The organism is Streptomyces sp. NPDC088194 (genome assembly GCF_040702025.1).
Classification (GTDB): Bacteria; Actinomycetota; Actinomycetes; order Streptomycetales; family Streptomycetaceae; genus Actinacidiphila.
The window spans coordinates 1-13,457 of record NZ_JBFBIV010000064.1 but is presented as its reverse complement, the minus strand read 5'-3'; the positions used below and the strand labels follow the sequence as shown (position 1 = coordinate 13,457).

8 protein-coding genes are annotated in these 13,457 nt (G+C 74.0%); 3 read left to right on the top strand and 5 right to left on the bottom strand.

Going from position 1 to position 13,457, the window contains the following annotated elements; translation table 11 throughout:
* Positions 1–32: 32 nt before the first annotated feature.
* Positions 33–2,645 carry an FtsX-like permease family protein gene (locus tag AB0399_RS28680; protein WP_366413325.1) on the bottom strand — a complete coding sequence of 871 codons (2,613 nt, stop codon included), beginning with the start codon at positions 2,643–2,645 and terminating at the stop codon, positions 33–35.
* The gene (locus AB0399_RS28675; protein ID WP_366413340.1) at positions 2,642–3,526 is read right to left on the bottom strand and encodes an ABC transporter ATP-binding protein; all 885 of its coding nucleotides are present in this window, start codon (positions 3,524–3,526) and stop codon (positions 2,642–2,644) included. The genes AB0399_RS28680 and AB0399_RS28675 overlap by 4 nt, the downstream gene beginning before the upstream one ends.
* A gap of 271 nt (positions 3,527–3,797) precedes the next feature.
* Between AB0399_RS28675 and malQ the strand changes: the two genes are divergently transcribed.
* Both malQ and AB0399_RS28665 read left to right on the top strand, forming a co-directional pair.
* Positions 3,798–5,870, top strand: a complete 2,073-nt coding sequence (gene malQ, locus AB0399_RS28670; protein WP_366413324.1) for a 4-alpha-glucanotransferase — start codon at positions 3,798–3,800, stop codon at positions 5,868–5,870.
* Positions 5,871–5,917: 47 nt separating this feature from the next.
* Complete coding sequence (locus AB0399_RS28665; RefSeq protein ID WP_328464203.1) at positions 5,918–6,163, top strand: hypothetical protein; 246 nt, start codon at positions 5,918–5,920, stop codon at positions 6,161–6,163.
* Positions 6,164–6,264: 101 nt separating this feature from the next.
* Here the strand turns inward: AB0399_RS28665 and AB0399_RS28660 are convergent, their stop codons facing one another.
* On the bottom strand, positions 6,265–6,840 hold the full coding sequence (locus AB0399_RS28660; protein WP_366413323.1) for a MarR family transcriptional regulator: 576 nt from the start codon (positions 6,838–6,840) through the stop codon (positions 6,265–6,267).
* A 135-nt stretch (positions 6,841–6,975) separates the two neighbouring features.
* Here AB0399_RS28660 and AB0399_RS28655 point away from each other — a divergent pair, with 135 nt between their 5' ends.
* Positions 6,976–8,526 (top strand): MFS transporter, encoded by a 1,551-nt coding sequence (locus AB0399_RS28655; RefSeq protein ID WP_366413322.1) that lies wholly within the window; start codon positions 6,976–6,978, stop codon positions 8,524–8,526.
* Between the two features lie 89 nt (positions 8,527–8,615).
* Here the strand turns inward: AB0399_RS28655 and AB0399_RS28650 are convergent, their stop codons facing one another.
* Entirely contained in the window at positions 8,616–10,043 is a 1,428-nt protein-coding gene (locus tag AB0399_RS28650; protein ID WP_329369373.1) for an alkaline phosphatase family protein, read from the bottom strand.
* 326 nt (positions 10,044–10,369) lie between these two features.
* The gene (gene pepN, locus AB0399_RS28645) at positions 10,370–12,955 is read right to left on the bottom strand and encodes an aminopeptidase N (RefSeq protein WP_366413321.1); all 2,586 of its coding nucleotides are present in this window, start codon (positions 12,953–12,955) and stop codon (positions 10,370–10,372) included.
* Positions 12,956–13,457 lie beyond the last annotated feature (502 nt).

The following is a 13,457-nucleotide window of genomic DNA, read 5'->3' as shown; positions in this document are numbered from 1 at the left end:
GGGGGCCAGGCGGGGCCACTCGGGCGGAGGGGCTACTCGGGCGGAGCCGTCGCCGCGGGACGCCGCAGGAGCGCCCGGGTGGGAAGGGCGGTGGCGGCCAGGGCCAGCACCAGCGCACCCCCCACGATGCCGCCGGCGGTGCCCGGCGGCACGTACGGGCTCGCGCCCGTCAGCCCGCGGGCGATCGGCACGAGGGTGATCCACGCGATCGCCCCGCCGATGACGAGCCCGCCCGCGGCGACGACCAGCGCCTCCCAGCGCATCATCCCGAGCACCTGCCGCCGGGTCGTGCCCGCCAGCCGCAGCAGCGCGATCTCACGGCGCCGGTCGAGGACCGTCATCACCAGGGTGTTGGCGGCGGCGACGGTCGCGAATCCGCCGAGCACGGCGGCCATCACCTGGTTGGACCAGGCGTTGAGTTCGAGGTTCTTGTCGGCCTGCGCGCGGTATCCGGCCCGGTCGGTGACAGTGAGCCCGGGCACCCCGAGCCCGGCCAACTCCCTTTGCACGGCGGCCGGGTCGGCGCCGGGCGCGTCGTGCACGAGCACCTGCGCGTCGTACGCCGTGCTCGCGTGTGCGGCGACGGCGGCGCGCGGCATGAGCAACTGGCCCATCCCGAGGCCCCGTTCGTAGACGGCGACCACCTTGGGCCGGATCTGGGTGCCGTCGCCGAGCCAGAGCGAGAGGTGGCCGCCGACCTTCGCGTGGGCGCTGCCGGCCAGCAGCGTGTCGACCGCGACCGTACCGCCGTCGCCGGTGAGGTCGGCCAGCGAGCCGCTCTTCACGCCGAGTTGGAGCACCTTGGGCAGGGCGGCGGGGTCGCCGGAGACGCCGATCAGGTTCTCCGAGTCCAGTGCCCCGCTCTCCCGGATGAGCGCGCCGGTGCGCAGGACGCCGACCGCGGTGTCCACGCCGTGCAGCGCGGCGGCGCGGTCGGCGGTGGCGGCCGGCAGTCCGGCGCCGTCGGAGCCGACCACCTGGTCCGCGACGACCGCCTGGTGGATCTGCCGGGACGTGGCGTGGGTGATCGACCCCTGCATGCACAGCAGGGTGCCGCAGAAGGCGGTGACCAGCGCGATCGGGGTGATCGCGGCGGCCAACCGGCGCGCGGCGGCACGGGTGTTGGCGGCGGCCAGCATCCCGGAGACCGAGCCGGACGCCCGCAGCGGCAGCCCCAGCAGGGACGCGGCGAGCCACGCCACCACCGGACCGAGGAAGGCCACTCCGGCCATCAGGCTGAACACGACGCCGAGTGCCACCGAGGCGGCGTCGTCGCCGGTCTCGTGTGCGGCGACCGCGGCCAGGAAGCAGCCGCCGACCACCGCGGCCACGCCCAGCACGGTACGGATCACGCCGGGCCGGCGGCGTTCCACCGCGGCCTCGCCCAGTGCCTCGCTGGGCCGGGCCTTCGAAGGGCGGCGCGCAGCGAGGTAGCCGGCCACGAGCGACCCGAGCAGGCCGGCGCCGACCGCGACCACCATCGGAATCCAGCCCACGGACAGGGTCACGCCGTGCGGCACCGCGTCCTTGTGGACGAGCTGGCGCAGCCACCAGCGGGCCAGTCGGACGCCGGGCCAGATCCCGGCGGCGCCCGCGAGCGGAGCGACCAGCAGCGCCTCGGTCGCGACGGTCCTGCGGATCTGCCGCGGGGTGGCGCCGATCGCGCGCAGCAGCGCGATCTCCCGGGAGCGCTGGCCGACGGCGAGGGCGACGGTGCCCATCACCACGAACACGGCCGTGGCCGTGGCGATCCCGCCGAAGGAGCCGCCGATCGCGGTCATCATCTCCTTGGCCTCGGCGAGCTGCGGCTGCTCGGCCGCGCCCCGGTCGTCGCCGGTGCGCACCTTCGCGTGGCCGCCGACGGCGTGCCGGGCCTGGTCGGCCAGCGCGTCCGTGCCGACACCCGGCTTGGGGAAGACCGCGATGGCGTCCGCCCGGCCGGGGTGGCCGGAGAGCGGCCCGGCGACGGAGTCGGCGAAGTACGCGGTGGGGCCGGCCGAGCGGTCGGCGGGGACCAGCCCGGAGACGCGGTAGGCGGCGGTCCGGCCGGGCGCGGTCAGCGTCAGGGTGTCCCCGACGGAGACGTGTGCCGTGCGGGCGGTGCCGGCGTCGAGCACGATCTCGCCCGCGCCGGGCGCGTGGGCCGTGCCACCGGCGGCCGTGCCGGAGGGGGCTGTACCGGACGAGGCCGTACCGGACGGGGACCCGGGGGGCTGGGAGATCAGGTGCGCGGACCAGTCCCGGCCGGTCAGTTGCGGCAGACCGGCACCCGAACCGGCACCCGCACCCGTGGCGCGCTGGTGGGCAGCGCCCACCGGGAAAGCGATGTCGGGGACGGCCGCGGCCACGCCCGGGCGGGCGGCGATCCGGGCGGCCATGCTCGTGGCGAGCCGGGGCTGGTCGGTGAGCGGCTCGGAGTCGGAGTCCTGGTTGTCGCCGTGCCCGGTGGTGATGTGGGCCTGCGGGTCGGCCGCGACCACGACCGGTACGTGGGCGTACCGGACCGGCGGCACGTGCGCGGTCAGGCCGGTCTGGAGCAGGGTGCCGCACGCGGTGACCACGGCGGCCGCGAAGAGCAGTGCGACGAACGTGCCGACGAAGGACGCGGGCCGGAAGCGCACGGAGGCGCGGGCCAGGCCGTTCACGCCACCCTCCCCCGGGTGGCGCGGGCGGCCTCGGCCACGGAGTCCCGGTGGGCCCGGCCGTCGGCACCGCGGCCGGGCCCGCCGGTCCGCGAGGTGAGCGCGACCATCCGGTCCGCGACGGCCGTCGGGTCGGGCGCGACCAGCTCGCCCGCGAGGTTCCCGTCGGCCAGGAAGAGCACCCGGTCGGCGTACGACGCGGCGACCGGGTCGTGCGTCACCATCACCACCGTCGCGGCCGGGCCGGAACCGTCCAGGCCGCCGTCGACCGCCTGCCGCATCAGCGCCAGGATGTCGCGGGCCGTACCCGTGTCGAGCGCGCCGGTCGGCTCGTCCGCGAAGATCACCTCCGGGCTGGTCACCAGCGCACGGGCGATCGCCACGCGCTGCTGCTGCCCGCCGGAGAGCTGGCCGGGCCGGCGCCTGCCGTACCCGTCCAGGCCGACCCGCGCCAGCATCGCCGCGGCCCGGCGCCGGTCGGGGCGCTGCCCGGCCAGGCGCTGCGGCAGCAGTACGTTCTGCTGGACGGTGAGGGACGGCAGCAGGTTGAACGACTGGAAGACGAAGCCGATCCGGCTGCGGCGCAGCCGGGTCAGCTTGTTCTCGCTCAGTCCGGTGATCTCCTCGCCGCCGAGCAGCACCGAGCCGCCCGACGGGCGGTCCAGGCCGGCCGCGCACTGGAGGAAGGTGCTCTTGCCGGAGCCGGACGGCCCCATGACCGCGGTGAAACTGCCGCGCGGCAGCGCCAGATCGACCCCGCGCAGCGCGTGCACCGCCGCGTCGCCCCGGCCGTAGGTCCGGCGCACACCGCGCAGTTCCACCGCGGGGGTCGCGGTGCCTGTCGCGGTGCCTGTCGCCGTGCCGACCGGCATGCCGATCGGCATGCTCGGCGTGCTCGTCGTCGGGCTGGTCATCGGGCTCGCTCCGTATTCGTCCACGCTTCGAAACTACGAAGCGCGGGCCGCGCGGACCATGGCGCTCTCCGGCGTCCTCGTGGTGGGGTTTTCCCGACCAGCCACCCGGAGGGATCTCCCCGACCGGCCCCTGTTCGCCCGCGCCGGCGGCGGTTCCGCGCGGGTGAGACCCCCGGGGCGGGGTAGGAGGGGGGCGCCCCGGGGTAGGGGTGTGTGCACCCACTGTGAGGACGGAGGCCCGATGGACCGGGTACGGCTGGCCGGGTTGTACGGCGTGGACGTGACGTACCGCCCGACCGCGGATACGGAAGTGCCCGTGCCGGAGGAGACGATCGTGGCCGTGCTGGCGGCGCTCGGGGTGGACGCGAGCACGCACTGCTCGGTGAAGGACGCGCTGGCGGCGTACGAGCGTCGCGAGTCGCACCGGCTGCTCAACCCGTGCACGGTGCTGCGGGCCGGCCACGGCACGCTCGACACGGTCCGGGCCCGGCTGCCGCGCGGCACCCGGCTGACCGTCGCCACCCGCACCGGCGAGCCGCTGCCGGCCGCCCCGACCGCGCCGGGCCGCTACGTCCTGCGCGCCACATCCGCCGACGGGCGGACCGCGACCGGCGACCTGGTGGTCGCGCCGGAGCGGCTGCCCGGCCCGCCGGAGCGCACCTTCGGCTTCATGGCGCAGCTCTACTCCACCCTGTCGTCCCGCTCGTGGGGCATGGGCGACCTCGCCGACCTGGCCGACCTGGCCGCGTGGTCGGGCCGGACCCTGGGCGCGGGCTTCGTGCAGATCAACCCGCTGCACGCGGCCGTGCCCGGCCGCCCGACCGACCCCTCGCCGTACCGCCCGTCCTCGCGCCGCTTCCCCGACCCGGTCTATCTGCGGGTGGAGGAGATCCCCGAGTACGCCTACCTGCCGGCGGAGTCGCGCGAGCAGGCCGCGGACGTGCTGCGCGAGGCCGCCGAACTGCGCGACCAGGTGCTGCTCAAGGACGCGCTGATCGACCGGGACGCGGTGTGGGCGCTGAAGTCGCGGGCGCTGGAGCTGCTGCGCACGGTGCCGCTGAGCCCGGGCCGCCGGGCCGCGTACGCCGACTTCCTCGCCGAGCAGGGGCAGGCGCTGGACGACCACGCCACCTGGTCGGCGCTGGCCGAACTGCACGGCCCGGACTGGCACAACTGGCCGCCCGGGCTGCGCGACCCGCGCTCACCGCAGGTGGCGCGGGCCCGCAGCGAGCTGATGGAGCGGGTGGACTTCCACTCCTGGCTGACCTGGCTCACCGACGGACAGCTCGGCGCGGCGCAGCGGGCCGCACGGGACGCGGGGATGGCGGTCGGGGTGGTGCACGACCTGGCGGTGGGCGTGCACCCGGCCGGTTCCGACGCCTGGTCGATGCAGGACGTGCTGGCCGCGGGCATCTCGGTCGGGGCGCCGCCGGACGCCTTCAACTCCCGCGGCCAGGACTGGGGGCTGCCGCCGTGGCGGCCGGACGCGCTGGCGGCGACCGGCTACGCGCCGTACCGCGACCTGATCTCCCGGATGCTGCGGCACGCCGGGGGCCTGCGGATGGACCATGTGATGGGCCTGTTCCGGCTGTGGTGGGTGCCGCAGGGCCGGCCGCCGACGGAGGGCACCTACGTCAGGTACGACGCGGAGGCGATGCTCGGGCTGCTGGCGCTGGAGGCGTACGAAGCGGGCGCGGTGGTGATCGGCGAGGACCTGGGCACCGTGGAGCCGGGGGTGCGGGAGGAGTTGGCCGACCGGGGCGTGCTGGGCACGTCCGTGCTGTGGTTCGAGCGGGACTACTCCGGGGCCGACCCGGACCGCCGGCCGCTGCCGCCCTCGGCGTGGCGGGAGTCGTGCCTGGCGACGGCGACCACGCACGACCTGCCGAGCACCGCGGCCCGGCTGACCGGCGAGCACGTCGGGCTGCGGCACCGGCTGGGACTGCTCAGCCGGCCGCTCGAGGCGGAGCAGGCGGAGGACGCCGCGGAGGTCGCGGAGTGGATCGCGCTGCTCGGCCGGCTGGGGCTGCTGCCGGAGGGCGCGGCGGACGAGGAGGCGGTGGTGAAGGCGGTGCACCGGTTCCTGGCCCGGACCCCGGCGCGGATGATCGGGGTTTGGCTGCCGGACACGGTCGGGGACCGCCGCCCGCAGAACCTGCCGGGCACGTCCACGGAGTACCCGAACTGGCGGCTGCCGGTGGCCGGTCCGGACGGGCGGCCGCTCACCCTGGAGCAGCTCGCCGCGTCACCGCGGCTGCACGCGCTCGCCGACGAGGTGCGGCGGGCGCTCGCGACGCGCCCGACGCGCCTGTAAGGCACCCCGCGCGCACGGGTCACAGGTGTGGTCACTACATTGAGTACGTGGACAAGAAGCTCACCAAGAAGGTCGTGCGCGCCGGGGTCGTCACCACCGGTACGGCGCTGCTGCTGTTGATGTCGTCCCCCGCCTTCGCCGTGGCGCACGACGACGGTGACGACCCGGGTTCGGGTCTGAGCGTGCTCCAGACCCTCGGCCTGTTCGTGGCCATTCCGCTGGTGCTGTTCGGGGTCATCGCCGGGCTGGTCATCGTGACGGACAAGTCCCGCAAGCAGCAGCAAGAGCACTGATCGCGCGGTAGGACGACCGAGGCCGGGCGGCCCGGCCGTCCCCGTACGCGTCCCCGCCCACGCCCGTGCAACCCCCGCCCGCGCCAGGCGCGTCCGGGGGTTCAGTGCTGCCCGGAGCCGTCGGCCCGGCCGGCTGACGATCCCGGCCCACCCTGCGTGCCCGGTCCACCCTGCGTGCCCGACGGGCGGGCCTCGGTCGAGGCCAGCAACTGCCGCAGCAGGTCGGCCAGCAGCTCCGCCTGGCTGTCGTCCATGCCGTCGAGCGCGGCCTGTTGCACCTCCACCCCGGCGGCGACCGCCTCGTCGATCACCCCGACCCCGCGCGCGGTGAGCGAGACCCGCAGACCTCTGCGGTCGTCCGGGTCGGGCGAGCGCTCCAGCAGTCCGGCCCGCTCCAGCTTGTCCAGCCGACCGGTCATCCCGCCGGTGGTCAGCATCAGCGTCGCGGAGAGCTGCCGGGGCGAGAGGGTGTACGGCTCGCCCGAGCGCCGCAGGGTGGAGAGCACGTCGAACTCGCCGCGGCCGATGCCGAACCGGCGGTACTCCTTCTCCATCCGGTCGCCCATCAGCCGCGACAGCCGGTAGATCCGGCCGAACACGGCCATCGCGCGCGTGTCCAGTTCCGGGCGCTCACGGTTCCACTGGCCGGTGATCGCGTCGACGGCGTCGGTTTCCATGCTCCGAGTATCGGCGCGGGGTCGGTCGAAGGCAAGAAAGTAGCTTGAAGGTAAGTTACTTCTGCAAAAGTCGCTTGCCTGTGAGTCGCTTACTGCTAAGCTACTTAGCAACGACTTGGTCTTGCGGGGGTTCCGATGCAGCGCAGCAGCACACGTTCGGCGGCCCGGACCGGCCAGGAGGCCCGGCGCCAGCCGGGGATTCCCGGCGAGCGGGCCATGCTCACCGCGATGGGGGTCGACGCGGTCGGCTCGGGCATGTACGTGCCGTTCAGCCTGGTCTTCTTCCACCACATCACCGGGCTGTCGTTCACCGTGGTCGGTGCGGTGCTCACCGCGGTCGGGCTGGCCGGGATGGCCGCGTTGCCGCTGGCCGGCACGGCCGTCGACCGCTACGGAGCGCGCCGCGTGCAACTCCTCCTCTACGGGGTGCGCGGCATCGGCTTCGCGCTCTACCCGTTCGCGACGACGCTGCCGGCCTTCGCCGCCGTCGCCCTCTTCACCGCCTTCGGCGACCGCGCATTCCCCGCGGTGCAGCAGGCGTGGATCGGCGAGGTCGCCTCCGGCACCGACCGGGACCGGCTCCAGGCGGCGTCCCGCGCGCTGCGCAACGGCGGGCTCGGCGCGGGCGCCCTGCTCGCCTCCCTGGCCATCTCGGTCGCCGGCGGCAACGGGTTCACGGTCGCGGCCTGGCTCAACGCGGCGAGCTTCGCGGTGGCCGCCCTCCTCGTGCGGGGCGTGCGGAGCGCGCGGGGCGGGCGGGGCGTGGACGGGCGGGGCGTGGACGGCGCGGCGCCGGTGCCTGCGGCCGCGGGCCGCCGACCGCTCCGGCCGCTCCCCCGCCGGCCCCTCCGGCCGCTCCGTCCGCTCGGGCGCGGTCGCGCGGGTCAGGGCTCGGCTGCGGGCTACCGGGTGGTGCTGCGCGACCGGGCCTTCCTCGGCCTGACCGGCGCCAACTTCCTCACCGCGCTGGGGTATTCCGCGCTGCCGGTGATGTTCCCGCTGTTCATCGTCGGCCGGCTGGGTCTGCCGCAGGCGCTGACCGGGGCCGCGTTCACGCTGAACACGGTGCTGTGCGCGGTCGGCGGGGTGGCGGTGGCCGGGGTGGTACGGCGCCGCGGCGGCCGGCGGACCCGGGCGGCGGCGCTCGGGGCGACCCTGTTCGCGACCGCGTTCGCCGGGCTCGCGCTGCTCGGCACGGTCCGGCCGCACTCCGGATGGGTGCTGCCCGCCGGGCTGTTCGCGCTGGTGGTGCTCTACACGACCGCCGAGACGGTGCACAACCCGGCGTCCGGCTCGCTCGCCGTGGCAGCCGCACCCGGTGAGCTGCGCGGCCGCTACATGGCCACGTACCAGCTCTCCTGGTCGCTGGCGAGCACGCTCGCTCCCTCGCTCTTCACCGCGCTGAACGCCGCCGACGCGCGGCTGCCCTGGCTGCTGCTGACCGGGACCGCGCTGTCGGCCGCGGCGCTGCTGGTCCGTCTTGAGAACCGGCTCCCCGTGGACGCCGTACGGTTCACGGCGCCGGCCGCGGTGATGACGTCCCTCCCTACGGTGACCACCGCCGATCCGGCCCCCGCGCCGGCCGCCGCGCCAGCCGCGGGCACCGGCCTGTGCGCCGCCGTACGCACCGCGCCCGGGGCCTCCCGCCGGGCCGTTGCCGCCGGCACGGCATCCCGGACCTTCTGACCCGGCCCGCTGCTCGCGGCAGGGTCCACACACGCGGTCCCGCGCCTCTGGAGGGGGGCGCGGGACCGTTTCGACGGCTCACCTGCCGGTCACGTGTGGGGGCGGTTGCCCTTCTCCTGCTTGGGGAAGCTCTGGTCGGCGCCCGGGAGCGTCGGCTTGGGGAGGGTGGCGACCTCCTGCTCGGCCTCGGCCAGCTGCTCGGCGGTGTTGTCGGGCAGCCGCGGCGGCTTCCGCGTCGTGTCGGAGAAGCGGAACGCCGAGGTGAGGTCGCCGAAGGTGCGGCGGCGCCACTGCGAGATGTTGGGCTCCTCGACCCCGGTGAAGCGCTCCAGGAACCGCAGCGACGAGGTGTGGTCGAACGCCTCGCTCGCCACCCAGCCGCCGACCGTCCACGGCGAGATGATGATCGACGGCACCCGGAACCCCGCGCCGATCGGCAGCCCGTTGATGAACTCGTCCGGCGTGCCGGCCTTCGGGGTGGGCGGCACCACGTGGTCGAAGAGGCCGTCGTTCTCGTCGTAGTTGAGGATGAACGCGGTCTTCGCCCACACCTTCGGGTTGGACGCGATCGCCTCGATCTTGGAGGCGACGAAGTCCGCGCCGGCGGCCGGCAGGTAGTCCGGGTGCTCGGACTGGTAGCTGGTGGGCAGAATCCACGACACGGCCGGCAGCCGGTCGTTGCGGGCGTCGTCCTCGAAGGTGCCCTCGGGCTGGAAGACCATCGCCCGGTCGTGCAGCGGCTCGCCCGGCTTGGCGTCCTGGAACTGCTGGAACTCCGACAGCATGTTGGTGCCGTAGTTGTCGGTCTCCTGGTAGACCCGCCAGTCCACGCCGGCCGCCTGCAGCCGCTCCGCGTAGGTGGTCCAGCGGTACGGGCTCGGCGCCACGTTGCTGATGATCGGGCCGCCCTTGGTGCCGCCCGGGTCGACCGTGCCGGTCATCCAGTACAGCCGGTTCGGCCAGGTCGGGCCCATCATCGAGCAGTAGTAGTTGTCGCAGATGGTGAACGTCTCGGCCAGCGCGAACTGGAACGGGATGTCCTCGCGCGTGTAGTAGCCCATCACGTAGGGGCCGTTGGCGCCGTCGGCCGCGCGGTGCGCCGGCAGCCACTGGTCCATCGCGCCGCCGTTCCACGCCTGGTGCTGCACCGCGTAGGCATGGCTGGTGGAGGGGATCGCCTGGGCACTGGTGCTCTTGGTGTCCAGGTGGAAGGGGAGCGTGTAGCCGTCGGGGTTCTCGGCGTCCGGCTGGTAGAAGACCGAGCGGCCGGTGGACAGCCGCTTGGCGTGCGGGTCGTTGAAGCCGCGCACGCCGGACAGGGTGCCGAAGTAGTGGTCGAACGACCGGTTCTCCTGCATCAGCATGACCACGTGCTCGATGTCGCGCAGCGAACCGCTGCGCGGCGGGCCGGCGGCGACCGCCTTCTGCACGCTCGGCGGAAGCAGCGCCAGCGCGGCCGCGCCGCCCACCACTCCAGCCGTCGATCCGAGGAGTCTGCGTCGCGTCAACTCGGCCATGAACGTCCCTCCTTGAGCCGTCGGTGCGGCCCCCTTCGCCGAGGCCCCAGGGCACTCTGAACGGAGGGAGGCATGGGCCGATGGGGGCCGCCGGTGAACAAGTGGCCAACGTGCAGGAAGCAGTTGGCCACACCTTTACCTCTGTTACCGCTACGCCACTCCCGCCGCGGCGCGTTGTTCACCTGAGCGCCGCACGACCCTCCGAACGCGCCCGCCACGCATGGCCGATGACGCTCCCTCAGCCCACGGCAGACGCAACGGTGCCCCGGCCGAAAACGACCGGGGCACCGTCGTCGAACCATGCGCCCGCCAGGCGCGAGGCGGTGCTACGAAGCGGCCGCCCGGCTCGCGGCCTCGTCGGCGGCCTGCGCCTTCAGGGCCCGCTCGACGCCGGAGCGGGACTCCACCACCAGCCGGCGCAGCGCCGGCACCGGCTCGGCCGAGGCCAGCCACGCGTCGGTCGCGTCCAGCGTCGACTGCGAGATCTGGAGGGACGGGTACAGGCCGACCACGACCTGCTGCGCCATCTCGTAGCTGCGCGAGTCCCACACGCCCTTCACCGAGGCGAAGTACCGCTCGACGTAAGGGGCGAGCAGCTCGCGCTGGTCGCTCTGCACGAAACCGCCGATGACGGCCTCCTGCACCGCGTTGGGCAGCTTGTCCTCGTCTACGACCGACGCCCACACCTCGGCCTTGTTCTCCGCGCCGGGGCGGGCGGCCCGGGCCGCGGCGGCGTGCTGCTCGCCGGCCGAGGTGGGGTCGCGGACCAGTTCGGCGTCGATCGCGTCCTCGCCGGCCCGGCCGGTCGCGGCCAGCCGGGTCAGCAGCGCCCAGCGCAGGTCGGTGTCCACCGCCAGGCCGTCGATGCTGTCGCTGCCGTCGAGCAGGCCCTGGAGGACGTCGAGTTGCTCGGGGGTGTGGGCGGTGGCGGCGAAGGCACGGGCCCAGGCGAGCTGGTGGTCGCTGCCGGGGGCGGCGGCCCGCAGGTGGTCGAGGGACGCCTGCGTCCAGCGGGCCACACCGGTCTCCCGCCACTGCGGCGCCACGTACGAGTCGAGGGCCAGCTTGACCTGGCGGTGCAGGGTCTGCACCACACCGATGCCGCTCTCCTTGCCGATGCCGTGCAGCACCAGCTCCAGGTAGTCGCGGGCGGCCAGTTCGCCGTCCCGCGTCATGTCCCACGCGGCGGCCCAGACCAGTGCGCGCGGCAGCGACTCGGTGAAGTCGCCGAGGTGGTCGCGGACCACGGCGAGGGACTGCTCGTCGAGCCGGATCTTGGCGTACGACAGGTCGTCGTCGTTGAGCAGGAAGACATCGGGGCGGGGGGTGCCGGCCAGCTCGGGCACCTCGGTGAGGGCGCCGTCGACGTCCAGCTCGACCCGGCGGGTGCGGACCAGGGCGCCGTCCTTCAGGTCGTACGCACCGATGGCGATGCGGTGCGGGCGCAGCACCGGCACGCCCTTGGCGCCGATCGGCAGCTCGGGCGCCTCCTGGCGGACCGCGAAGGAGGTGACGGTGCCGTCGGCGCCGATCTCGATCTCCGGCCGCAGCACGTTGATGCCGGCGGTCTCCAGCCATGCCTTCGACCAGGACTTCAGGTCGCGGCCGGAGGTCTCCTCCAGCGCGCCGAGCAGGTCCGACAGCCGGGTGTTGCCCCACGCGTGGCGCTTGAAGTACTGCTGCACGCCCGCGAAGAACTCGTCCATGCCGACGTAGGCGACGAGCTGCTTGAGGACGGAGGCGCCCTTGGCGTAGGTGATGCCGTCGAAGTTGACCAGGACGTCTTCCAGGTCGTTGATCTCCGCCATGATCGGGTGGGTGGAGGGGAGCTGGTCCTGGCGGTACGCCCAGGTCTTCATGCTGTTGGCGAAGGTGGTCCAGGAGTGCGGCCACTTCGAGCCGGGGGCGTGCGCCTGGCAGGCGATGGAGGTGTAGGTGGCGAACGACTCGTTGAGCCAGAGGTCGTTCCACCACTCCATGGTGACCAGGTCGCCGAACCACATGTGGGCCAGCTCGTGCAGGATCGTCTCGGCCCGCAGTTCGTAGGCCGAGTCGGTGACCTTGGAGCGGAAGACGTACTGGTCCCGGATGGTGACCGCGGCCGCGTTCTCCATCGCGCCGGCGTTGAACTCCGGGACGAAGAGCTGGTCGTACTTGGCGAACGGGTACGGGTGGGCGAACTTGTCGTGGAACCAGTCGAAGCCCTGCCGGGTGACGGCGAAGATCTCCTCGGCGTCCAGGTGCTCGACGAGCGACGGGCGGCAGTAGACGCCCAGCGGCACGCTGCGGCCGCCCTCGCCCTCCCAGGTGCTGTGCACCGCCGCGTACGGACCGACGATCAGCGCCGTGATGTACGACGAGATGCGGGGGGTGGGCTCGAAGACCCACACGCCGTCGGCGGGCGGCTCGGGCGTCGGAGAGTTCGACACGACGGTCCAGCCGGCGGGCGCCTTGACGGTGAAGGCGAAGCTGGCCTTGAGGTCGGGCTGCTCGAAGCTGGCGAAGACCCGCCGCGCGTCCGGCACCTCGAACTGCGTGTACAGATAGGCCTGCTTGTCGACCGGGTCGACGAAACGGTGCAGACCCTCACCGCTGTTGGTGTACGCGCAGTCGGCGACGACCCGCAGCTCGCTGGGACCGGCCGGCAGCGCGTCGAGCGCGATCCGGGAGTCGGCGAACACCTGGGCCGGGTCGAGCGAGGTGCCGTTGAGCACCACTTCGTGCACGGCGGGGGCGACCAGGTCGATGAAGCTCGACCCGGGCTCGCTCGCCGCGAAGCGCACGGTGGTGACCGAGCGGAAGGTTCCTCCGTCCTGGGCGCCGCGCAGGTCCAGCTCGATGTCGTACGCGTCCACGGTGAGCAGGCGCGCACGCTCCTGCGCCTCCACACGCGTGAGGTTCGTACCAGCCACGACGGCCCTCTCCTTCGCTACCGAACTTGTCGAACGGATCGATCCGGATATCGCTCACCCGGGTCCCGCTCACCGGATCTCCCCCGATGGCACGACCATCCTCGCACGTCCGGGCGTTCACCCGCGGAGCCCCTGTGGATAACTCACGGGCGGCTCCTCGGCGGCCTTCCGGCCACGTTGCCGGGGCCGGGCGACGGGCCGGCCCGGCCTCCGGAAAGGCCCGCACGGCCCACCTGTTGGCGGTGGGGCCGCGTGTGCCGCACGGCGTGCGGCCGTACCCGTGGCGCAGGCGTACCCGTGGTGCAGGCGTGGCGGATGCCGCCGTCGCGTTCCGTCTGTCGCGATCATGCGGCCCACGTGTCACGGGGTTGTCGCGGTCATGGCCACGGGCAACCGGCCCGGGTGCCGCGGAACTCCATGAACGCAGAAGGGTCCGCACCATGTGGGCCGGCATCGATCTACGGAGTGGCAATGCGCAGCAGCAAGAGGCTCTCGGTCATCG